A 23,248-nucleotide genomic window follows, 5' to 3' on the forward strand; every position below is an offset into this window, starting at 1 on the left:
CGGAGAGTGCGTTATACAGTTTTTCCCAGCTTCGCCAAGACTTTTTGCCGCACTGACGGCGATACAAAAGCCTTGATTTCCCCGTCGAAGATGGCGATTTCCTTCACTAGACGGGAGGCAATCGCCTGATAGGACGGATCCGCCATCAAGAATACGGTCTCCACATTCGGGTTAAGCTTGTAGTTCATGGCCGTCATTTGAAATTCATATTCGAAATCCGACACAGCCCTAAGCCCCCGGATAATGATCCCGGCGCCGATTTCTTCGGCAAAGCTCATCAACAAAGTATCAAAGGGGCGAACCTCAATGGCCACCCCTTCGTTTTTTTCAATAAAGGCTGTTTCTTCACGCACCATCTCCACCCGCTCATCCAGATCAAAAAGCGGCTGTTTGGACGGATTGGTGGAAATCCCCAGAACAAGACGATCAACAAGTTTGGCGCCCCGTTTGATAATATCAATATGCCCCAGAGTGATGGGATCAAAAGTTCCCGGATAGAGCCCGATACGTTCTTTTTTCTGGGTCATAAGCCCTTATTCCTCCTTTGCGTTTCCTTCAAAAGACGATGTTCCGGAAGAGTCCGAACCGGATGTTTCCGTGTTTTCGATGGCTTCCGCATTTTCGTCTACAACTTCATTCAGATCCCGGTTTTCCTCATCGTTCTCTTCACCATTCTCTTCATCGTCCTCCACATCCGTCAGACGGGCCACGGAAACAACATGTTCCTCATCCCCCACCCTGAACAGGGTTACCCCCTGAGTGCTGCGTCCGGCGATTCTCACATCATGAACCGGCACCCGGATCAGACGCCCCAGATCAGTCACCATCATCAGCTGATCCTGCGCCTCGATGGGGAACGCGGCCACCACGCTGCCATTGCGTTCGGAGGTTTCGATATTGATGATGCCCTGACCACCGCGGTTGGTTTGCCGGTATTCATAGGCCGAGGTGCGTTTGCCATAACCGTTGGCCGTCACGCTGAGAATAAACTCTTCCTGCGCCTCCAGTTCCGCAATACGTTCCGCAGACAGGCCCTCAGGCAGTTCAACTTCTTCCCCCCGGCGCCGGGCCGCAGCATAACGCAGATAAGGGTCACGTTCTTCCATGGTGATGGTGGTGCTTTTCAACACGGACATGGACACCACTTCATCCCCTTCGGCCAGACGAATCCCTCTGACCCCATCGGAATTGCGTCCTTTAAACAGGCGTACGGCCGTCGCATTGAAACGGATACATTTGCCGTCCCGGGTCGCCAACAGCACATCATTGTCCTCAGCACATGCTGCAACCCCGATCAGGCGGTCATTCTCGCTCAGGCGAATGGCGATTTTGCCATTGGCGCGCACATTAACAAAATCGCTCAGCAGGTTACGGCGCACATTCCCCTTCGCCGTGGCAAAAACCGCATGCAGCTCTTCCCAGCTGTCTTCATCCTCAGGCAGCGGCAGAATGGTGGAAATGGTCTCCCCCTGGCTGAGCGGTAGAAGATTGATCAGCGCTTTGCCCTTGGATTGCGGCGTGCCCGGCGGCAATTTCCAGACTTTCAGCTTATAGACTTGCCCCAGATTGCTGAAAAATAACACCGGCGTGTGGGTGTTGGCCACAAAAACCGTTTGCAGAAAATCCTCATCTTTGGTCTGCATGCCGCTGCGGCCCTTGCCTCCACGCCGCTGCGCCCGATAGGTGTTAAGGGGCACCCGCTTGATATAACCGCTATGGGTGACCGTCACGACCATGTCTTCACGCTGGATGAGGTCTTCGTCTTCGATGTCGCCCAGCCCGGCAGGAACGATTTCCGTGCGTCGCGGCGTAGCAAACGCCTCCCGATAGGCAACAAATTCATCGCGCATGATGCCGTAAAGTTTTTCCCGACTGCGCAGGATTTCCAGATATTCCTCAATCTCGGCGGCAATTTTTTTCAGTTCTTCGCCAATTTCGTCCCGGCCCAGTGCGGTCAGACGATGCAGACGCAATTCCAAAATAGCCCGCACCTGGGTTTCCGACAGAATATATTTGCCGTCCACCACCCCGCGTCCCGGTTCATTGATCAGGCGAATATACCCTTCAACATCCACTGCATCCCATTCCTCGGCCATGAGCGCCTCGCGGGCCGCCGCCGGATTGGGAGCCTTGCGAATCATCGCCACAATCTTATCCAGATTGTTGACCGCAATTACCAGCCCTACCAAGACATGGGCCCGATCCCGGGCCTTGCCCAGCAGATATTTGGTCCGCCGGGTGATGACTTCCTCGCGGAACTTGACAAAGGCTTCGATAATCTGGCGCAGGTTAAGAAGTTCCGGTTTGCCATTATTCAGGGCCAGCATGTTACAGCCGAAACTGGTTTGCAACGGGGTATAGCGGTACAGCTGGTTCAGCACCACATCCGCCACCGCGTCGCGTTTGATTTCCACGACCACCCGCACGCCCTCACGGTCGGATTCATCACGGATATCTCCAATGCCTTCGATACGTTTGTTGCGCACCGTTTCAGCAATGGTTTCGATCATACGGGATTTATTCACTTGATAAGGAATTTCCGTGATCACAATGGCTTCCCGACCATTGCGTGTTTCCTCGATGTGGGTCTTGCCGCGCATCATCACCGATCCACGCCCGGTCATATAGGCAGACCGGGCCCCGGCCGCTCCCATAATCAGGCCACCGGTGGGAAAATCCGGCCCTGGCACCAATTCGATGAGCTCTTCCAACGTCACTTCCGGGTTGTCAATAAAGGCACAGCAGGCATCCAGAACCTCCCCTAGATTATGAGGCGGGATGTTGGTTGCCATACCGACGGCAATCCCCCCTGCCCCATTCACCAGAAGGTTGGGGAACCGGGCCGGCAACACCACCGGTTCCAGTTCGGATTCATCATAGTTCGGATGGAAATCAACCGTATCCTTGTCGATGTCCTCCAAAAGTCCGCTGGCCGCCTTATCCATGCGGGCCTCGGTATAGCGCATAGCCGCTGGCGGGTCACCGTCCATGGAACCAAAATTGCCCTGCCCGTCAATCAACGGCAAACGCAGGGAGAACGGCTGGGCCATACGGACCATCGCATCATAAATGGCACTATCCCCGTGGGGATGGTATTTACCCATCACATCCCCGACCACGCGCGCCGATTTACGATAGGGTTTGGTCCAGTCATAGCCGTTCTCATACATGCTGTAGAGAATACGCCGATGCACCGGCTTCAGACCATCACGCACATCCGGAAGGGCCCGGGACACGATCACGCTCATGGCGTAATCGAGGTAGGAGGATTTCATTTCCTCCTCAATAGTGATGGTAGAAATGTTCGGATCCTGGGGGTCTAGAACGGTGTTCTCACTCAAGAAAATATCCCTTAATTTATACTTTTACTTTCGGGTCTCTTTTGTCACTCTGCTTTGTCACTCTGCCCTGGCCTGTTCCAACAGGACATGGCCGGGCAAGAGGCAGAAAAATGCAGCCCAATTGATAGCAATTCCCCATGAGCATGGCAAGGATTTAGGCGCCTGGGACAGGAACCGTTTTTCAGCTTCCTTTTTCCGGCAACTTTTCCAGGTGTCAAAGGTCGGTTCATCCTCACATGATCATAACGCCAAAAGGCCCCAGCCTGATGACCGGGACCCCAAATATTCAAGAAACATTCAGCCGAAAATAATCAGCCAGAAATAAAAAGAAACAGGCTTAGAACGGAATCTCATCATCCAGATCGCCCCCCCCCGCAGCAGGACCGGAAGAAGATCCGCCGCCATAGTTAGACGCTCCGTTATCCTCAAAAGTATCACTGCCGCCATAGCCCCCGCCTTCACCCTTGCTGTCCAGCATGGTCAGCTCGCCGCGGTATTTCTGCAGCACTACTTCCGTTGTGTATTTTTCCACGCCCTGCTGGTCCGTCCATTTACGGGTTTGCAGCGCGCCTTCCACATAAATCTTGGACCCTTTGCGCAGATATTGTTCCGCAACCCGGCACAGCGCCTCGTTAAAGATGACCACCCGGTGCCATTCAGTGCGCTCCTTACGCTCCCCTGTTATCCGATCCTTCCAGCTCTCGGACGTGGCCAGACTCAATGTCACCACCGGGGAGCCGTCCTGGGTATGCCGTACTTCCGGGTCCCGCCCTAGATTCCCCACCAGAATGACCTTGTTGACGCTACCTGCCATTTTTATCTTCCTTTAATCCGTATTCTGTTGTTAAACGTATTCCAACCATAACGGCTGCCAAGCGATCTGCAAAGCAAATTTGCAGGTTTTTGAACGCCGGTTTCCGCCCAAACCACCAATGAGAACAAAATAAGAACTTGACATCTTTCCAAAAAAGACCACATTGCACATAATTCCATCGTTTCAGGGTGCGTATGAAAAATGCTGACTAAGATTTCCGTTCGCGGCGCCAAAGAACACAATCTGAAAAATATTGACGTGGATATTCCCCGCGACAAACTGGTGGTGGTCACAGGCTTAAGCGGGTCCGGCAAATCCTCACTGGCCTTTGACACCATTTATGCTGAAGGCCAGCGCCGCTATGTGGAAAGCCTGTCGGCCTATGCCCGGCAGTTTCTGGAAATGATGCAGAAACCGGACTGCGAACATATCGAGGGCCTCAGCCCGGCCATTTCCATCGAGCAGAAGACCACCTCCCGCAATCCCCGTTCCACCGTCGGCACGGTAACGGAAATTTATGACTATATGCGCCTGTTGTTTGCCCGGATCGGCGTGCCCTATTCCCCGGCCACGGGCCTGCCCATCGAAAGCCAGACCATCAGCCAGATGGTCGATAAAATCATGGCATTGGAAGAAGGCACCCGCCTGTATCTTCTGGCTCCTATCGTACGCGGGCGTAAGGGAGAGTACCGCAAAGAGTTTGCCGATCTGCTGAAAAAAGGGTTCCAGCGGGTCAAAGTGGACGGAAATTTCTATGAACTTGATGATGTGCCGGACCTGAACAAGAAGCTCAAACATGACATTGAGGTGGTGGTGGACCGGGTTGTGGTGCGCGCCGGGCTTGAGACCCGGCTGGCCGACAGCCTGCAAACCGCGCTGGAACTGGCCGAAGGGCTGGCCATAGCGGAATTCGCCAGCGGTGCGCAACAGGGGGAACGGCTGTTATTTTCCGAAAAATTTGCCTGCCCGGTTTCCGGGTTTACTATTGAGGAAATCGAACCCCGGCTGTTTTCCTTCAACAACCCTTTTGGGGCCTGCCCCACCTGCGACGGGCTGGGCAAGAAACTTTATTTCGATCCCGATCTGGTGGTGCCGGACAAGACCAAAAGCCTGAAACAGGGCGCCCTTGTCCCCTGGTCTAAATCCAGTGCCCCTTATTACATCCAGACCCTGGAAAGCCTCGCCCGACATTACGGGTTTAAAACCGACACGCCTTGGGAAAAACTGCCACACCAGTTTCAGGACATTATCCTGTATGGCAGTGGAGATGAGGTCATCGAAATGATCTACAGCGATGACCGCAAGAATTATGTGGTGGAAAAACCTTTTGAGGGGGTGATCGGCAATATTGAACGGCGCTGGCGGGAAACCGACAGTAACATGATGCGCGACGAGCTGGGTAAATATCAAAGTGCCGCCACTTGTGAAACCTGTAACGGCTACCGGCTCAAACCGGAAGCGCTGTGTGTCAGAATTAACGACCGGCATATCGGGCAGGTCGCAGAACTTTCAGTGCGGGACAGTTACCTGTGGTTCCGGGAATTGCCCGCAAACTTAAGCGAAAAACAGAATGAAATCGCCGCGCGCATTCTCAAGGAGATCATTGAACGACTGGGATTTCTGAACAATGTGGGGCTGGAATATCTTAATCTGTCCCGCAGTTCCGGCACCTTGTCCGGTGGTGAATCGCAGCGCATTCGTCTGGCCTCTCAAATCGGATCGGGGCTCACGGGTGTGCTGTATGTGCTGGATGAGCCGTCCATCGGACTGCACCAGCGGGACAATGACCGGCTCTTGGAAACCCTGATGAATTTGCGGGATATGGGCAATACGGTGCTGGTGGTGGAGCATGACGAAGACGCCATTCGTGCCGCCGATCATGTGATCGACATGGGGCCTGGCGCCGGCGTGCATGGGGGGGAAGTGGTGGCCGAAGGCACGCCGCAGGACATCATGGCCAATGCCCACAGCCTCACCGGGCAATATCTCTCCGGCCAACGCATCATTCCGGTTCCCCTTGACCGCCGGCCAGGGCATAAGGCCGGCAATCGGCGTAAGGAAATCATTGTGCACGGGGCCACCGGCAACAACCTGAAAAATGTATCCGTGACCTTCCCGCTGGGCACACTGACCTGTGTGACCGGGGTGTCCGGCAGCGGCAAGTCCACGCTGACCATCGACACGCTGTACAAGGCTGTGGCCCGCAAGCTGAACAACAGCCGCGACCTGCCGGCGCCCCATGAGGATATCAGCGGCCTGGAATATATCGACAAGGTGGTGGACATCGACCAGTCCCCGATTGGCCGCACACCGCGTTCCAACCCGGCCACCTATACCGGCGCCTTCACCCCGATCCGCGACTGGTTTGCAGGGTTGCCTGAATCCCAGGCCCGGGGCTACAAGCCGGGGCGCTTTTCCTTTAATGTCAAAGGCGGGCGCTGCGAAGCCTGCCAGGGCGACGGGGTGATCAAGATTGAGATGCATTTCCTGCCCGATGTGTATGTGCAATGTGATGTGTGCAAAGGCAAGCGCTATAACCGTGAGACCCTGGAAATCACCTATAAAGGTAAATCCATTGCCGACATCTTGGAAATGACCGTAGAAGATGGCGTGGAGTTTTTCGCCGCGGTACCCGCCATCCGGGACAAGCTGAAAATGCTGGAAAAAGTGGGGCTCAGCTATATCCAGATCGGTCAGGCGGCCACCACCCTGTCGGGTGGCGAGGCGCAACGGGTGAAACTTTCCAAGGAACTCTCGAAACGGTCTACCGGACGCACCCTTTATATCCTGGACGAACCCACGACGGGGTTACATTTCGAGGATGTGCGCAAGCTGATGGAGGTGCTGCAACATCTGGTGGACCAGGGCAATACGGTGATTATCATCGAACATAATCTGGAGGTCATCAAACTGGCCGACTGGATCATTGACCTTGGCCCCGAAGGCGGCGACGGTGGCGGCGAGATTATCGCTGAAGGCACCCCGGAAGACATTGCCTGTAATGAAAAAAGTTATACCGGACGGTATCTGAAACCACTGTTGTACAATCAGGGATCCAGGCAGCCTGCCTCTTGGGGATAAGGTGTGGAAAGCTGATCCGCCAATCCAGGCGCAAGGATAAAATTGGCCGGGAAGCTTCGCGTTACATCACCATGTGGATGACTTTGTCGCGATCACGTCTCGCAGTGACGGCGTAGAGGGAAACGTTATCACGACCTCCCATGGCCCCATTCCGCCCAGGAGCCGTTTAAAAAACCTCTCCCAAAACTGGGGAGGACGTTTTATTTATGGACTGGATTGCCGCCTTCGCTGCAATGACGGAGAAAAGCGGCAAGAACGCAGGAGAAGCGGAGGGAAAATCCAGAAAGCTATTTTTAATAATAATTATCATTTACATTCTTAAAAAAGACTGTATAACTGTCATTGCTGAATCAGAAACGGGCGATGATCCCCGATATAGCCGGAATCATCGTCGTGGTGGGCGGCTCTTTTTTTGGTCTTTTTGGGGCCGCCCGCTTTCTGATTTAGCCTACATACCCTGATCAATACCCTGCTGCCTGGCATGTCCTATCCACCCATCCAAAACCTCCCGCATGCCAGGCAGATCCCCTTTTATTTGTAACTACCTGTATTTTCTGGAAAATTGACCGCGATCGCTATTGCTTTTGAGCCGGGCTGCGCGGATAATATGCCAAAATGCTAAAGAATATCAGTCACACGCGAAATCCGTGAAAGGACCCGAGATGGAAGAGCAAGCAAAAGAGTATATGGACATCGTCATGGCATTGATTGCCACGCATGGCCTGAATATTATTGGCGCCGTGCTGATCCTGATCATCGGCTGGATGCTGGCGGGATGGGGCAAGAAATACACCCGAAAGCTGCTCTCTCGAAGCGAAAAGATTGACATAACACTGGTTTCCTTTTTTGCCAGTCTGGTGCGTTACGTAATCCTTATTTTCACGGTTCTGGCGGTTCTTGACCAGTTTGGAGTGGAAACCACCAGCCTTATTGCCATCCTCGGCGCCGCCTCCCTGGCCATTGGTCTGGCCCTGCAAGGTACACTCAGCAACGTGGCCGCCGGTGTCATGCTGTTGATTTTTCGCCCCTTCCGGATCGGTGATTATGTAGAGGCCGGCGGCATTGCCGGAACAATCAAGGATCTTGGCTTGTTTTTTACGGAAATGGCCACACCGGACAATGTCCAGTTGATCGTACCCAACAGCTCCATCTGGGGGGCATCCATCAAAAATTATTCCTATCATGAAACCCGCCGGGTGGATTTGCTGATCGGCATCAGCTACGGCGACAACATGGACGAAGCCATGGCGGCCATCGGCGAAGTCATTGACGCCGAAAGCCGGGTATTGAAAGATCCTGAACCGCAACTGTTTGTGGGGGAACTGGCCGATAGCTCCGTAAATATTATTGTGCGGGTCTGGGTCAAGAATGCCGATTACTGGCCCACAAAATTTGCCCTTACCAAAAACATCAAACACAAGCTGGACGAAAAAAGCATCAGCATTCCCTTCCCGCAACGCGACCTTCATATTATCAGTATGCCGGAAAAAACCTCACTTTCTGCTGAATAAAATATTCGTCGACAAAGCTATACGGTTCATCGCAAACCGCTTTTGTTTGTTCTCTCCCCTGTTACCCTGAACTCTCAGGAATATCATTCGTATATTCGAAGAAGATAATTGAGGGTACGGAGGAGAGAGATGAATTGGACAGCAAAAAGTCTCAAAAATCCAGCCGTTGTCGCGGTGATCGTGGCGATGGTTTTGCTGTTTGGTGGTTACAGCATCTCCCGTCTGCCCGTACAGTTATTCCCCAATATTGAAAACCCGCGGGTGAGCATCTTCACCCCCTGGCGTGCCGCTTCGCCTTCCGAAGTGGAATCGGAAATTACTGAACCCCTGGAAGAGGTTTTGCAGGGCATTCCTGGCCTGAAGGAAATAAATGTCTATTCCAATCAGGGCGGCGCCTGGACCAATCTGGAATTTTCCATTACCACCAATATGGACCGGGCCCTGCTGGAAGTTATCAGCCGCCTGAATCGCCTGCCTCCCCTGCCCTTGGATGCGGACCAGCCGATACTAGGGGCCGGAGGCGATAATGCCGGAGAAACCCTGATTTATTATTTCTTGCAGGTTTTGCCGGATAATCCGCGGCCGGTAGAAGAATATATGCAGTTTGCCAGGGACCGCCTGATCCCCCTGTTTGAAGCCATTCCCGGTGTCGCGCAGGTGGATAACCAGACCAACATGCCCGAAGAGGAAGTGCAGATCGTCTTTGATCCCTTCCGCGCTGCTCAGCTCGGCATCAAAATTCCCGACGTCGCGGCCCTCGCCGGGCAGGCCCGGGATGTCTCCGGCGGTTTTATTGAAAATGGCCGACGGCGTTATACGCTGCGCTTTAATGGCCGATATACGCCGGACTATCTGGGCGACCTGATCCTAGAATGGCGGGACGGCACCCCCATTCGTCTTGGCGATATCGCTGATATCCGCGTTGATCGTCCCAAACGCACGGATGTGGGCATTCAGAACGGTAACCCGGCCCTTTCCCTGCGTATTGTCAAGGAAAACGGCGCCAATGTGTTGGCCACCATTGAGAAGGTTAACGCCCTCGCTGATCAACTCAATGAAGGCATGCTGAAAGACAACGGCCTGATTATGCAGAAATCGTTCGATCCGTCTGTCTTTATCAAGCGTGCCATTGGCCTGCTCAGCAGCAATCTGGTGATCGGTGTGGCCTTCGCGGTGGGTATCTTGTGGTGGTTTTTGCGTCAGACCCGCGCCACCTTCATCATCGCCACCACCATACCGATCTGCCTATTGGCGACATTTATTGTCTTGCAGCTTACCGGGCGGAGCCTGAATGTGATTTCGCTGGCCGGCCTCGCCTTCGCCACGGGCATGGTGCTGGATGCGGCCATTGTGGTTATGGAGAATATCTGTCGGCTCCGGGAAAAGGGGCTGAAGGATACCGACGCCTGTCAGGTCGGCACCCAACAGGTCTGGGGCGCACTTCTGGCCTCCACCGCAACAACCGTCGCCATCTTCCTGCCGGTCATGTTCCTGGAGGATGTGGAAGGGCAACTGTTTGCCGATCTGGCCCTGACCATCGCCATTGCGGTGAGCCTGTCGCTGGTGGTGGCCGTGACGGTGCTGCCGGTCGCCAATAAACACTTTATGAAGGGAAAACTGCCCCGCGACAAAAATGCCCATCTGTGGCGGCGCATGGCGGCTGGAATCATGAAGCTAACCAACAGCCCCATGAAAAAGGCCGGCTGGATCAGCGGCCTGATCAGCGTCTCCGTGATCGGCTCTTACCTTCTGTTTCCCAAAATGGATTACTTGCCGCCGGTCAAGCGTGATGCTGTGGATGTTTTCCTGCGCCTGCCGGCGGGCATGTCTTCGGATGTCCTGAAAGACGAAATCACCCAGACCCTGATCAAACGTCTGGATCCTTATATGAAAGGCGAAAAACAGCCTGCCCTGCGCAACTACTACATTCTGACCTGGAATAACGGTAATGGCGGCACCATTGGAATCCGGGCCAAGGATCAGGGCAGGGTCAAGGAACTGGAAAAAATCGTTCGTGAAGAAATTGTTGCTGGCCTTCCCGACGTTCAGGCCTTTGCCGCCCAAGGCAACCTGTTTGGCGGCTTTGGGGGCCAGGGAAGCATCAGCATACATATCCAGTCCTCCGTAGGGACGGCATTGGCACGGGCTACTGAGAAGGTCACACAGCTTCTTCAGGAGGCCCTGCCTGCTGCCCAGATCAACCCCCAGCAGAGCCCCGAACAATCCCAGCCCGAACTGAAAATCACCCCCATAGACCGCCGTATTCTGGAAGCCGGCTGGACCCGCAACGACATGGGCCGGATTGTCCAAACGCTCGGCAGTGGGCTTTATGTAGGGGAATATTTTGATGGTGAAAAACGCCTCAACATCATCCTCAAATCCGAAGAAAACAGAAGTCCCGAGGAACTCGCCGCCATCCCGCTGGCAACCCCGTCCGGCGGCATCATGCAGCTTGGCGAACTGGTCCGTCTGGAAGAAACCGTAGGCCCGCAGTTTATCAAACGCACCAACGGTCGGCGCACCATGACTATTGATGTGGTACCGGCACCCGGCATGGCACTTCAGGAAGCTCTGGAAATCATCCAGCAGGAAGTGGAGCCCGAAGCCCTGGAAATCCTTGGAAATGAAGGGAGTATCCTTTATGGCGGCAGCGCCAATGGCCTCAAAAATGCCATCAAAAATCTTGGCAGCAATTTCCTGCTGGCCTTCGGTCTTTTGTTTATGTTGCTGGCCGCCCTGTTCCGTTCGCTCAAAGATGCGGCACTGGTGGTGATTTCCATTCCGCTTGCTACGGTCGGGGGCATTGCCGCCATCCGGCTTCTGAATCTGATCACGTTCCAGCCGCTTGATCTTTTGACCATGATTGGTTTTATCATTCTGCTGGGCCTGGTGGTGAACAACGCCATCTTGCTGGTGGTCCAGACCCGCAAGGCCGAAACCGAAGGATACGAACGGCATGAAGCCGTGCAACAGGCACTGGAACTCAGACTGCGGCCCATATTCATGAGCACGCTGACCAGTATCGTTGGCATGTTGCCCCTTCTGATTTTCCCCGGTGAAGGCAGCGCCATCTATCGCGGCCTGGCAGCGTCCATTGTGGGCGGCATGGCGGTGAGCACAGTCTTTACCCTGCTGTTGATGCCGAGCCTGTTGCAACTGGGCCGCAAGACCCATCGCCCGCATCTGGTGGTTAGCAACCGCCCGACATCCCCCGAAGACAAGAAGTTGATAGGAGTAGGAGAATGACACGCGCTCTCCGCATGGACCGGATTTCCCAGAAGAGTTTTTTAGCGCTCTCTTTGTTGACCTTTTCCCTGGCCGCGGTCCTGCTGTCGCAACAAATGGCGAAAGCGCAAAATATGCCTAAACCCAAAGTTCTGGTGGGGAAAGTGGTCAACACCCTGATGGCGCCGACCCTGAATGTTCCCGGCAGTGTTGTCAGTCTGCATGACAGCCGCCTTGCCGCAGAAACCTCCGCCACAGCGGATTGGATCGCCGAAGTGGGCACACAGGTTAAAAAGGGTGATCCCGTGGCGCGCCTCAATCAACGTCTTCTCAAGCTAGACCTGGCCAGTAACGACGCCGACATCAAGCGCATCGAAGCCCAACTGGACTACCGCCGCAAGGAACTGGGCCGTCTGCAAAAACTGCTGAAAGGCAAAAGCATCCCGGAAAGCCGCTATGATGCGGCCTTTGCGGAATATGCGGTGCTGGAACAGGAACTGGCCCAGGCCCGGACAAGACGGGATCGTACCCGTTACCTGCTGGACAAATCCGTGATCCGGGCCCCTGCCAATGGCTGGGTTGTAGAGCGTTTTATTTCTGTTGGCGAATATGTCTCAGCCGGGGAAGAAGTGGTGCGCTTTGTGGACACCGAAGAAAAGGAAATCAGCGCCCAAGCCCCGCTCAACCTGTTGCCGTTTCTTCAGGAAGGCATGACTGTGCGCGTATCTGACGGGGACAATACCATACCCAGCCGGATCCGCACCATCATTCCTGTGGGAGACGACGTCAGCCGCATGGTCGAAATCCGCCTGGAAGTCCCGCAAAATACCCATGAGAACAAAATCCAGCAAAACAGGTCATGGGTCGTCGGGACAGCCCTCAGGGTCAACCTGCCCCGCAGCGCCCCCAAACAGGTAACCGCCATTCCCCGGGATGCCCTGATCATTCGCGCCGGGCGAAATTATGTGGTGCGGATCAACGAGGCGGGTCAGTCGGAAAATATTCCCGTGGTGCCCGGCATCGCCGAGGGCGACCTGATTGAAGTCACCGGCCGTCTGAAATCCGGGGACCGGGTAGTGGTGCGTGGCGGGGAAACATTGCGCCCCGGTCAGGAAGTGGATATCATGACCAACGCGGCGGCCCTGTAACCCGGAAGTAACCCGGAAGTAACCCGGAGGCCCGACCCGCTGGATAACCATAAAAACAACATCCTGAAGATGAACAGACTTGAGGACCGGCAACTAAACCCGAGGAATGGCGTGAAACAGAAACTGGAAGGCATCATCCGCTATAAAGAACGCCTATTCTGGACATTGCAGATTCTGGGCTGGATGGCCTTTTGTGCCGTGCGCACGCTGAACGGATATGCTCATGGCAAAGCCCCTGAATATTTTTACGCCGCCCTGTTCGGTACCCTGGGCGGGTTCCTCATCACGCTGGGACTACGCTATATCTATCAGAAACTGCGCGCCATCTCCCCACCGCCGCTGACCATGCTGTTGTCCGTAGGAACGGCAGTGGTAATCGGCTCGCTGATTTTTTCCACTGTCGAGGTCTGGACCTATGTGCAGACCTATGCCCCGGACTGGAACCCGCGGGGGTGGGAATTCCTTAGCAATGTATTATTTGACTTTTTTGTGCTTCTGACCTGGAGCGGCCTGTATTTTATCATTAATTACCAGTTTCTGTTTCAGGAACAGCGCGCCCAGTATCTCAAAGCCATTTCCCAGGCACATCAGGCGCAACTCAAAATGCTGCGCTATCAACTTAATCCGCACTTTCTGTTCAATACGCTTAACGCCATCTCCACCCTTGTTCTGGACAAGAAGATCAAGGATGCCAATCATATGCTGTCCAAGCTAAGTGCCTTTTTGCGCTTCAGCCTGGTCAGCCAGCCCATGCAGAAAATGACCCTGGATGAAGAATTGTATGCTCTGTGGCTGTATCTGGATATTGAAAAGGTGCGATTTCAGGATCGCCTGGAACTTCAATGTGATGTGGATGAGCGGGCCAAGCAGGCCCTGATCCCCAGCCTTCTGTTGCAGCCCCTGGTGGAAAACGCCATTAAATACGCCATCGCGCCCCTGGAAAAAGGCGGCACCATCACCCTGGAGGCCCGTATCCGTAATAACCGGTTGGTGATTATTTTGAGCGACAATGGCCCCGGCCTCCATCCCGATAAAAAAGTGCCTCAAACGTCCAGCGGGGTGGGCCTCGCCAACACCAAGGAACGGCTGGAACAACTTTATCATGATGATCATGAGTTTCGAGTGGAGGACAATGAACCCACAGGGGTCAAAATTACCATTAACATTCCTTATGAAGTCAAAAAAGAAAGCCTTCCAGAGGTCGCAGAATGACATTAAAAAAAATCAGAACCCTGCTTGTGGATGATGAACCGCTGGCCCTGCGTGGCCTTGAACTGAGACTGGAAGAATTTGACGACATTGACATTATCGGCACCTGCAGCAATGGTCGCGAAGCCATCAAAAAAATCCGTACCGAAAAACCCGATCTGGTGTTTCTGGATATTCAGATGCCCGGATTTGATGGATTCGCCGTCATCAAATCCCTGCTCCGGGAGGAACTTCCCCTAGTCTGTTTTGTGACGGCTTTCAATGACTACGCCATCAAGGCCTTTGAATCCCATGCACTGGATTATCTCTTGAAACCGGTAGAGCAGGAGCGCTTGGCGCAAACCGTTGCGCGGGTACGTGAACATATCGCTGAACGGATGGCTGTTGAACAGAATGCCCGACTCGTAGACCTGATCCGATCCATGGATGACCCGCCTATGGTAGAGCTGTCGGAAATCATCAATGCCACCGATTTGACGTCACAAACACCGTACGAAACCCACCTTAATATCAAGGACCGGGGCCAGATCACGCGTCTTGAAGTCGCCAGCATTGACTGGATCGACGCCGCCGGGGATTATATGTGCATACATGCGGACGGGAAGACCCACATCCTGCGGGAAACCATGAAAAATATGGAAAAACGTCTGGATCCAGAGATTTTCCAGCGTGTACATCGCTCAACCATCATCAATCTGAATAAGGTTAGCGAACTGCACCCCGTCTCCGGTGGCAAATACGAGGTAGTTCTTGAAAACGGCGCCACCCTCCAGGTCAGCCGTAATTATCGTGATGTGTTGGGCCGGTTTCTGTAAAAATCTGCCCGGCACGCTTTCCCCGATTGCCCCTCCCCCATTCTTCGGGCTGTCTCTTCCGCAATCTTCACGAAGCTGATAAGCTCTGATTTATATTGAAGAAACAATTCCTAACATAAACGATTATTAGAACAATGCTTTACCGTGATGTATTCAGCGGAAAAACAATGGCTACAGAGTTGAGATTCTATACAGCAACCCAGGAAGCCTGGGACGCTATGTATGTGGATTGTCAACGCGCACATGAGTCTATCCGTTTTGAACAATATCTTCTGAAAGACGATGAAACCGGGAGCCGGTTTCTGGAGTTGTTTTATCAAAAGGCCAGGCAGGGCGTTCGAATCAGCCTGTCGCTGGACAGTGTGGGCAGTCGGGGGCTGCGCCGCTCCCCCTTGGTTCAGAAAATCCGCGACGCCGGCGGTGAGGTTGATTTTTACAATCCCCTGGGATGGAAAAACATTTTCCAGCCGTCACGCTGGCTGCCCCGCAACCATTGCAAAACCATGCTGATCGACGGGCGCATCGCCTATATCGGGGGGATGTGCGTTGCCCATTACATGAAAGACTGGCGGGATCTTCAGGCCAGAATCACCGGGGAACTGGCCCAATTGATGGCGGAAAACAGCGCCCGGGATACGGCTCTGACCGGCAATCATCTCTACCAATATATTCTTAAAACGTCTGGCCGTCATCCGATCTATAACGAACTGTTGAGGGAAATTGCCCGCGCCCGGAAAAGCATTTATCTGGCCACGGCTTATTTTTTCCCGCCCCGTCGGCTGCGGCAGGCCCTTGCCGAAGCCGTCCGACGCGGGGTTGACGTTAAATTAATGCTGCCGGAAAAGACCGACGTGCCATTGGCCATGGATTTCAGCCGCTCCTATTTCCCGGAACTGGCCGAAAAAGGCATAGATATCCGAATTTATGCCCAATCCGTCCTGCATGCCAAATATGTGGTAATTGACGATCACTGGGCCACCTTGGGCAGCACCAATCTGGATTATCTCAGCCTGTTCCACAACCGGGAAAGCAATTTGATGATTTACGAACCGGAAACCATCGCCACACTGAAACAGCTTTTTGAAAATGATCTGCAACTCTGCCGCCGGGCCAATCCCCGTTTCACACTGTTGCAAAGACTGTTTTTCCCCCTGACCCGGCGCCTGAGGAGGTTGTTTTGAGCAAAAGGACATGTTGACATGAGCTATAAGATCCTGTTCAGCAATATCGGCTACGCCAAAGGCATAGACGGTAGCCTCAAGTCCCATATGCGATATTTTCATCGCCATTTCTATGCAAATATTTCCGTCCAGAAACAGGTGCTCCATCAACTGAAAAATCTGATCGAAACGGAAATGCCCGATCTGTGCTGTTTTGTGGAAATCGACCGGGGGTCTGTTCATTCTGCCCAACTCAATCAGATCCACGAACTGATGGACGAGGAATATACTTATCACGACATTGCAGACAAATATGGCGAAAACAGCCTTCTGGGGCGGCTACCACTTCATGCGGGCAAAAGCAACGCCTTTTTGGCCAAAGCTCCGCTACCGTTTGAACGGCTGTATTTCGGATATGGCCGCAAGCGCCTGATTTATAAACTTATTCTGTCCGAAGACATTCATGTATTTTTTGCCCATTTTTCCTTAAATCAGAAAATACGCCTGCGGCAATTCGAGGAGGTCTATTATCTGGTCCGCGACCTTGACCAGGAGGTGATCCTGCTAGCCGATTTCAATATCCTGAAAGGTTTTCGCGAATTAAACCCGTTATTGGAAACCACGGCGCTCACGGTTCTGAACAAGGAAGAGGAGCCCACCTTCACCTTTCACCGCAAGCGCCACGCTCTGGATCTGTGTCTGTGCACCCCAGGAATTGCAGAACGCGCCGATCTCAAAATCATCCCCCAGCCTTTTTCCGACCATGCCGCCCTACTGCTGAACATTCATGTTCAGACATGAATTCCTTTTTCAGAGACTGGACTTTCATCCGTCAGGACGGATAGACTGCTTGGCGAGACTTTTCCCTCTCATAACAAATACATACAGATAGCATCAAATAAACATGCCAAAACAACATATGCAGACTTCCCCCTACGACATTCTGTTTGAACCGCTCAAGATCGGTCCCAAAACCATCCGCAACCGTTTTTATCAGGTCCCGCACTGCAATGGCATGGGCCACCGCTGGCCCCAGTCCATGGCAGAAATGCGCCGGATCAAGGCCGAAGGCGGCTGGGGCGCGGTCTGTACCGAAGAATGCGAGATTCACCCCTCCAGCGATCTGTCCGGCGGTACATTGATGCGTCTGTGGGATGACAGTGACATCCCGACCCATGCTCTGATGGTGGAAAAAGTCCAGGCCCACGGGGCGTTGGCCGGCCTTCAACTGGTCCATAACGGCTCCGCCGTCAGCAATCTGTTCACTCGTATTCCCCCCTTGGCTCCATCCGCCCGGGCGGCACGTTATTACGACCCTGTGCAGGCCCGCAGTATGGACAAGGCTGACATTCGCGCCCTGCGCCAATGGCACAAAGATGCTGTGAAGCGGGCCATGACCGCCGGTTACGATATCGTTTATGTTTATGCCGGACATAATCTCAGCCTGCTGATGCATTTCCTTTCGCCACGTTATAACCAGCGCACCGACGAATATGGCGGGCCCATGAAAAACCGCGTTCGCCTGCTTCGGGAAATTCTGCAAGACACCAAAGAGCTTGCCGAAGGAAAATGTGCCGTGGCGTTCCGGTTCGCTGTGGACGAACTTTTGGGCCCTGAGGGCCTCAGATGCGAGGAGGAAGGCCGGGAGGTGGTCGAACTTCTGGCGGACCTTCCCGATCTGTGGGATGTGAATGTGTCCGATTGGGCCAATGATTCCCTACCTTCACGATTCGGCCCCGAAGGCCATCAGGAACCTTATATAAAATTTGTCAAACAAGTGACCCGGAAACCTGTAGTCGGCGTCGGGCGTTTTACCTCGCCGGATACAATGGTATCGCAAATCAAACGTGGCGTGCTTGACCTGATCGGCGCCGCCCGGCCGTCCATCGCCGACCCATTCCTGCCCAATAAGATCCGCGACGGCCGCAGCGATGAAATCCGTGAATGTATTGGCTGCAACATCTGCATTACCGGTGACATGCAGGCGGTGCCCTTGCGGTGCACACAGAACCCGACAATGGGCGAAGAGTGGCGCAAGGGCTGGCATCCTGAACGAATCGACCCGGCCGGAAGCAAGGATAACGTGCTAATCGTCGGCAGCGGCCCCGCCGGTCTGGAAGCCGCGCTTGCCCTGTCCAATCGGGGGTATGAAGTCGTGCTGGCGGAGCAGCGGGATATCCTTGGTGGACGCGTGGTGCGCGAGGCCAGGCTGCCGGGACTGGCCAGTTGGCGGCGGGTGGTCGACTATCGCGAATATTTGCTGCAACAAAAGGCCAATGTGCAAATTTATAAAAACAGTCCCCTGAAGGCCCGGGACATTCTGGACTTCGGCTTTAATCACGTGGTTCTGGCAACCGGGTCAAGCTGGCGTAAAGACGGCGTGGGACGGGAAATCCCCTATCCCCTGCCGCTTGGCCAAATGGATGTTCTGGGACCCGATGACCTGATGGATGAAAAATTCCTAGAACAAAAAAAGTTCACGGGCCCGGTGGTGATCTTTGATGATGACCATTATTATATGGCCAGCGTTCTGGCCGAACGGCTGGTGCAACAAAAAGCGGAGGTTATTTTCGTCACGCCGGACTCAAAGGTGGCGGCCTGGACCGAAAACACACTGGAACAGAAACGCATTCAGCGCCGTCTGCTGGAGCTTGGCGTGCGCCTGATTTGCAATCGCACCGTAACAGCTGCGGATCGGGGAACCCTTACCCTTGCCTGTACCTATAGCGGACAGGAGGACGTCCTGGAAGCCGCGCATTTTCTGCCTGTAACCAGCCGCCTTCCACATGACAACCTGTATCATGAACTGCATCAGCAGGCAGACCGGTTTGCCGATCATGGCATCAAGTCGGTAACCCGCATCGGGGACTGCTATGCCCCTGCCTCCATTGCGGCGGCAGTCTATCACGGCCATCTTTACGCCCGGCAATTGGACCATCCCGGTGACCTCTGGACGGATTTCCGACGGGAAAATCGCTGGTCCTGAAGCTTATCCGCTTCAGGCCCTTTCGGGGGTAATTTTCTTCCCCGGTTTTATTTTCTGGGGCTCTATGTCCCGGGTCTGTCTGATTTTCTGGGAGACGTGGCAAAATAACAGCAACGGTGTTGCCAGACCCAGCCCCCAGTGAATATAGCCGGCCCACTGGCGCAAGGTTTCGTCTCCTGCATAATACAGCAAGTACCCGGTGCTGATCAGCACCCCGGCCACAGCCACCATCAGAAAACCTGTCTTGCGGCTGCGCCCGGTTTTCCACCAGCGCTGAATATGCATGCCCCAATACCAGCCAAACAAAATAAGCGCCAACATGGCCAAAAGCCCGTGCAGCTTCATCAGCCACGGCTCAAACGGATGCGGCACCGGGCCAAACATCCCCTCCACGCGGACGAAATAATGAAAAACAAGCCACAGCGCCCCGCTTATAAACAGCAGTGCGACAACGCCGTAAACCTGTTTCCCGAACTGTTTCACGCTAGTCTCCTGTCGCCGTCTGCCCGGTGATTTTCTGATCCAGGACCAGCGCCAGCCGCGCCAGACGTTTCATGGTATTGGTGGAAAGCGTTGCCCCGGAAATTCCATGAATGGTTTTGTCCAGTTTCCGATCTCCTGTCAGGCTCGCCCCCTCGAACTGTTTTCGAAAAGCAGGGTAGCGTACCTCAGCGCCGTGGCTTTCCCGATATATCAATACGGAAATGTCATAAATCCGTCCCCCCTTGACGGTAACACCAGCGGTGATCGGGTAAAGCTTCCCCAGGTCATTCAAGATCCAGACGCTCATATCCTGTTTCTGCCAATACGGAATCCGTAGCGGCGCCGGATATTTAATGATCCCGCCAATAACATCCCGAAGGTCCTGATCCACCCAAAGGGTCCGGGACTCCGGTACCGGCGTTCCCAGCATCCCGGCCACATAGCTGTCGATCTTCTGGAAGACCTGCTCTTCCGCCGTCAGACCGGAAACACCGCCCAGCAGCCACAGCAGAACCACAACCGGGCAACTTTTTATGTGACGTAAGATTTTCTTCTGCATAAACCGCTCTCTTTCAAATCGGTCATATCATTCAGCGGCCTTTCAGGCAATATATTTTAAGAATTAATTGCAAAAAAAAGGAAGACACAATGCCGTGCCTTCCTTCCGTAAAATTGGGACGGCCACCTCCCCCTTACCGAAGGCCGTCCTGACACTCATAGACGTAATTAGAATTGCAGACCGATGCCCAGATTGATGCGGTTGTCTTCCTTAGCCTCGTTGGCAAAATCATCAATCTGATAATCCATTTTCAGCACCACATCCTCATGTGGCCAGTAATTGATACCGATATTGGTCTGTTTATAGGCACTGTCAATCTCGTCCCCGGCTTCATTGTCCCAGACACTATAGCGGGCAAAAACGCCCACGGCGGACTGTTCACCGATGGAGAATTTATAAGACGGCTCCACAAACCAGCCCCGTTGTTTGTCCCGGCCGAAGGCTTCGGGGGCATCTCCGCTCAGATCCCATTGGGCAAACAGCGCCCGCAGACCGAAGGATCCATTGGCTGTTACCTGGCGATTGATATCTGTATGCACCTCGATCAGTGTAGCGGAAGTATCCGTTGCGCCTTGGGTCAGATCATCCTGATATTGCACGGACGCCGCAACCTTGACCCCCGGAAGACCGGCCCAGGTCAGCCGACCCGTAAAAGCAGAATTTTTCCAGTCGGCTTCCGCCACTTTTTGCCGGCCATTACGGATTTTAAAGGCATTTCCCCCTTCTGTTGGGGTCTCCAGGCCGGAGTGCATCATCAGATCATAGGTCACATCATGCCCCAGATTTCCGCTCAGTCTCACACCGGCTTCCCACCACGTAGTGGGAATGATATTTTTTTCCACATTGTTGCGTTCCACGCCATAGAAGGTCGGCGGTTCATGGGTTTCATTCAGGATCCCCACTGGAATAAGCTGTAACCCCACGGCGGCGCGATGGTTCTTGTTGAAATCGAATTCCACATAAGCTTGTTCCAGCTCAACCTCACCCGGTGCATCGTCACCGGCCAGGGAGTGTTCCAGCTCCAGTTCACTGAAGAAACGGATGCTGTCTGTGAATTCATGACCCAGGAACAATACAAAGCGGTGGAAATCAATCTGATCCTTGTCTCCACCGTTATAATGCAGTTCCGCATATCCCCCAAGCGTGGTGCCCTGCTTGCCGCCAGCCTGCTCCTGCACCACCTGCTCCAGGGCTGATCCCGTTGCTTCCACCTTCTGATCGGTGATCGCCACCTGCTTTTGGGTTTCTTCAACCTTTTTCTCAGTCGCAGTTACTTTTTCCGTAGTCTGGCCTACGGCAGCTTTCAGTCTTTCAATTTCCTTTTGTTGCTGCTGGATGATTTCCCACATTTGTTCCGGGCTCGGCATATCCTGTGCCTGAACCCCGGGGACAAACAGCGCCATAGAAAGCGCAACGGCTGATACCGTGGACAGATATTTCATGATTTCCTCCTGATTTTCTTTGAATACGCAGCGTAACTCTTAAAGGCATAATAAAAATGATAAGCATTCTTAAGAATGCCGTGAATATCAGATATGATTTGCATTATCAATATTAAAAAGATAGAAATGAGGAAATTACCAACCTTCGGGATCAGCCCATTTTTCAGTGGACCCATTTTTTCAGTGAGCCGTAAGATGCCTTTATCTTTATCACGACGCCGAACCCTGAAACTGGTTGCCGCTGCGGCAGGACTGGCCTCTGCCCCGATGCGAGCTTTTTCCATCCCTAACAAAACGCGCTATCACCCTGTTTCCTGGAACGGGCGCCTGATGGGCCTTGACGCCTCCATACAGCTTTTCCATCCTGACCGGGCTGAGGGGGAAAAGATTCTTCATGACACCGTAGCCCTGGTGCGCCAGCAGGAAACCCTTTTCAGCCTGTATCAGCCCGGCTCAGCTCTCCGGTGCCTCAACAGCACCGGTTTTCTTGAAAATCCCCCCCCGGATTTCATACGGCTCCTAAGATACGCCCGACGAATAAGCACCCTGACCCGGGGAAAATTTGATGTGACCGTCCAACCGCTTTGGGCGTTCTATCAGAACCATTTTCTTGACCCTTCCCAGACGGAACCACCCCAAAGGGCAGCAATTGACGCTGTTCTGGAACATGTGGGCTATCAGCACCTCTCCCTTGAAGGTCACCTGATACAGCTTACAAAACCCGGCATGGCCCTTACCCTCAATGGTATTGCCCAAGGATTTGTCACCGACATGGCGGCGGCGCATCTGCGGCGTAACGGCCTTGAGCATGTTCTGGTGGATTTTGGTGAATTGCGCGCCCTTGGCCCCCAACCGTATGGTGCAGCCTGGAATATAGGGCTTGAAGATCCGCTGGCTCCCCTGTCCCTCGCAGAAGTCGTCCAGTTGCGCAAAGGTGCCTTGGCGACATCCGGCGGGTATGGCGACAGATTTGATTCGGAAGGCCGGTTTCACCACCTTCTGGACCCCACTACCGGCCTCAGCAGCCACCACTACCGCGCCATCACGGTGCAGGCCCCGACGGCGCTGGAGGCGGATGCCCTATCCACGGCCTTTTACGTCATGTCGCCCGAAGAGATCAAAACCCTGCTGACGCAATACCGCCATCTCACGGTCAGACTGACCTTGCCTGACGGCACCCTGCTGCGGCTGGCGTCCTGAAATTCCTGTCCCTGCCGGCTCCCTAGAGTGAATTGTGAAGAGGTTGACCCATTCTGCCGGTCAGGTCTGGTTCAGGAGCCAGGGGTTTGGCGCAGGCCATACTGGCGGTACGGCCAAGCCAAACCCCGCCGGAACTGGACCAGATCGGCCCGGCCCTTCGGGTTGGCGGCTTGGGGCCGCTCACCTTGTCAGACGCCTGGCCCGATGCCCCGCATCGCCCGGCGCCGTCTTCCGCGTGAGGCGGGCCACAATCCGCCAACAGAATTGAGCCAAC

General features: G+C 54.0%; 18 protein-coding genes. 12 read left to right on the top strand and 6 right to left on the bottom strand.

Annotated features, from left to right (window positions below):
* Positions 1-11: 11 nt before the first annotated feature.
* The 3 genes from coaD to ssb all read right to left on the bottom strand — a co-directional run bounded on the left by coaD (position 12) and on the right by ssb (position 4,155).
* Complete coding sequence (gene coaD, locus FE788_RS07310; RefSeq protein WP_138380010.1) at positions 12-527, bottom strand: pantetheine-phosphate adenylyltransferase; 516 nt, start codon at positions 525-527, stop codon at positions 12-14.
* 6 nt (positions 528-533) lie between these two features.
* Positions 534-3,341: a DNA gyrase subunit A gene (gene gyrA, locus FE788_RS07315; protein ID WP_138380011.1), complete on the bottom strand. Its 2,808-nt coding sequence runs from the start codon at positions 3,339-3,341 to the stop codon at positions 534-536.
* Positions 3,342-3,678: 337 nt separating this feature from the next.
* Positions 3,679-4,155: a single-stranded DNA-binding protein gene (ssb, locus tag FE788_RS07320; protein WP_138380012.1), complete on the bottom strand. Its 477-nt coding sequence runs from the start codon at positions 4,153-4,155 to the stop codon at positions 3,679-3,681.
* A 201-nt stretch (positions 4,156-4,356) separates the two neighbouring features.
* On the opposite strand from ssb, the gene uvrA reads away from it, so the two are divergent.
* The 10 genes from uvrA to FE788_RS07370 all read left to right on the top strand — a co-directional run bounded on the left by uvrA (position 4,357) and on the right by FE788_RS07370 (position 19,290).
* Complete coding sequence (gene uvrA, locus FE788_RS07325; RefSeq protein ID WP_138380013.1) at positions 4,357-7,236, top strand: excinuclease ABC subunit UvrA; 2,880 nt, start codon at positions 4,357-4,359, stop codon at positions 7,234-7,236.
* 206 nt (positions 7,237-7,442) lie between these two features.
* On the top strand, positions 7,443-7,697 hold the full coding sequence (locus FE788_RS07330; RefSeq protein ID WP_138380014.1) for a hypothetical protein: 255 nt from the start codon (positions 7,443-7,445) through the stop codon (positions 7,695-7,697).
* Between the two features lie 201 nt (positions 7,698-7,898).
* Positions 7,899-8,747 carry a mechanosensitive ion channel family protein gene (locus tag FE788_RS07335; RefSeq protein ID WP_210413813.1) on the top strand — a complete coding sequence of 283 codons (849 nt, stop codon included), beginning with the start codon at positions 7,899-7,901 and terminating at the stop codon, positions 8,745-8,747.
* 129 nt (positions 8,748-8,876) lie between these two features.
* Positions 8,877-11,993, top strand: a complete 3,117-nt coding sequence (locus tag FE788_RS07340) for an efflux RND transporter permease subunit (protein WP_138380015.1) — start codon at positions 8,877-8,879, stop codon at positions 11,991-11,993.
* Positions 11,990-13,120 carry an efflux RND transporter periplasmic adaptor subunit gene (locus FE788_RS07345; RefSeq protein ID WP_138380016.1) on the top strand — a complete coding sequence of 377 codons (1,131 nt, stop codon included), beginning with the start codon at positions 11,990-11,992 and terminating at the stop codon, positions 13,118-13,120. The genes FE788_RS07340 and FE788_RS07345 overlap by 4 nt, the downstream gene beginning before the upstream one ends.
* A 111-nt stretch (positions 13,121-13,231) precedes the next feature.
* A complete protein-coding gene (locus tag FE788_RS07350) occupies positions 13,232-14,332 on the top strand; it encodes a sensor histidine kinase (RefSeq protein ID WP_168190319.1) in 1,101 nt (366 codons plus the stop codon).
* Positions 14,329-15,144 carry a LytR/AlgR family response regulator transcription factor gene (locus tag FE788_RS07355; RefSeq protein ID WP_138380018.1) on the top strand — a complete coding sequence of 272 codons (816 nt, stop codon included), beginning with the start codon at positions 14,329-14,331 and terminating at the stop codon, positions 15,142-15,144. The genes FE788_RS07350 and FE788_RS07355 overlap by 4 nt, the downstream gene beginning before the upstream one ends.
* Positions 15,145-15,311: 167 nt before the next feature.
* The gene (locus FE788_RS07360) at positions 15,312-16,325 is read left to right on the top strand and encodes a phospholipase D-like domain-containing protein (RefSeq protein ID WP_168190320.1); all 1,014 of its coding nucleotides are present in this window, start codon (positions 15,312-15,314) and stop codon (positions 16,323-16,325) included.
* 18 nt (positions 16,326-16,343) lie between these two features.
* Positions 16,344-17,105 (top strand): endonuclease/exonuclease/phosphatase family protein, encoded by a 762-nt coding sequence (locus FE788_RS07365; protein ID WP_138380020.1) that lies wholly within the window; start codon positions 16,344-16,346, stop codon positions 17,103-17,105.
* A 103-nt stretch (positions 17,106-17,208) separates the two neighbouring features.
* Positions 17,209-19,290 carry an oxidoreductase gene (locus tag FE788_RS07370; protein WP_138380021.1) on the top strand — a complete coding sequence of 694 codons (2,082 nt, stop codon included), beginning with the start codon at positions 17,209-17,211 and terminating at the stop codon, positions 19,288-19,290.
* A 12-nt stretch (positions 19,291-19,302) separates the two neighbouring features.
* Here FE788_RS07370 and FE788_RS07375 read toward each other — a convergent pair whose 3' ends face one another.
* The 3 genes from FE788_RS07375 to FE788_RS07385 form a co-directional block, all read right to left on the bottom strand.
* On the bottom strand, positions 19,303-19,773 hold the full coding sequence (locus tag FE788_RS07375; protein WP_138380022.1) for a hypothetical protein: 471 nt from the start codon (positions 19,771-19,773) through the stop codon (positions 19,303-19,305).
* A gap of 1 nt (position 19,774) precedes the next feature.
* Entirely contained in the window at positions 19,775-20,332 is a 558-nt protein-coding gene (locus FE788_RS07380) for an FMN-binding protein (RefSeq protein ID WP_138380023.1), read from the bottom strand.
* 167 nt (positions 20,333-20,499) lie between these two features.
* Positions 20,500-21,774 (bottom strand): porin, encoded by a 1,275-nt coding sequence (locus FE788_RS07385; protein WP_138380024.1) that lies wholly within the window; start codon positions 21,772-21,774, stop codon positions 20,500-20,502.
* Between the two features lie 195 nt (positions 21,775-21,969).
* Here FE788_RS07385 and FE788_RS07390 point away from each other — a divergent pair, with 195 nt between their 5' ends.
* Positions 21,970-22,974: an FAD:protein FMN transferase gene (locus FE788_RS07390; protein ID WP_168190321.1), complete on the top strand. Its 1,005-nt coding sequence runs from the start codon at positions 21,970-21,972 to the stop codon at positions 22,972-22,974.
* Between the two features lie 86 nt (positions 22,975-23,060).
* Positions 23,061-23,213 carry a hypothetical protein gene (locus FE788_RS14085; protein ID WP_168190261.1) on the top strand — a complete coding sequence of 51 codons (153 nt, stop codon included), beginning with the start codon at positions 23,061-23,063 and terminating at the stop codon, positions 23,211-23,213.
* Positions 23,214-23,248 lie beyond the last annotated feature (35 nt).

It is taken from the genome of Luteithermobacter gelatinilyticus (genome assembly GCF_005849285.1).
Taxonomy (GTDB): Bacteria; Pseudomonadota; Alphaproteobacteria; order Sphingomonadales; family Emcibacteraceae; genus Luteithermobacter; species Luteithermobacter gelatinilyticus.